This window comes from Falsiroseomonas oryziterrae (assembly GCF_021864505.1).
Taxonomy (GTDB): Bacteria; Pseudomonadota; Alphaproteobacteria; order Acetobacterales; family Acetobacteraceae; genus Falsiroseomonas; species Falsiroseomonas oryziterrae.
The window spans coordinates 1-572 of the sequence record NZ_JAKJIB010000709.1 but is presented as its reverse complement, the minus strand read 5'-3'; the positions used below and the strand labels follow the sequence as shown (position 1 = coordinate 572).

General features: G+C 71.0%; 1 protein-coding gene. It reads left to right on the top strand.

The window, feature by feature from the left end; all coding sequences use genetic code 11:
• On the top strand, positions 1 to 572 hold a 572-nt coding region (locus L2I40_RS24265), incomplete at both ends, for a Calx-beta domain-containing protein (protein WP_372491120.1).

The window sequence follows — 572 nt, the reverse complement described above, 5'->3', positions numbered from 1 at the left end:
CAGTCCGCCCAGGGCAGCACCAAGCCGCAGCTCACCATCGTCTTCGAGACCGGCACCACCACCCCGCCCGCCTCCCTCGCCCTCTCCGGCCCGCTCACCCAGCCCGAGGGCAACAGCGGCTCCACCACCTTCGCCTTCACCGTCACCCGCTCCGGCGACACCACGCAGCCCGCCAGCGCAAGCTGGGCCGTCGCCGGCAGCGGCACCAACCCGGCCAGCGCCAACGACTTCGCCGGCGCCACCCTGCCCGCCGGAACCGTCAGCTTCGCCCCCGGCGAAAACTCCCAGACCATCGCCGTCCAGGTCGCCGGCGACACCACCGTCGAACCCAATGAGACCTTCACCCTCACCCTCTCCAACCCAACCGGCGCCACCATCGCCAACGCCTCCACCACCGCAACCATCACCAACGACGACGTGGCGAGCACACCGAACCGGGTCACGGTGACCTTCCAGCAGGGTGTCGGCGGCTATGCCGGCACGGTGGACACCAACCTGCGGGGTGCGGATCCGACGACGAGCTACGCGGTCGCCAAGCAGCTCTTCACCGACACCGAGACGGGCGGCGCGCC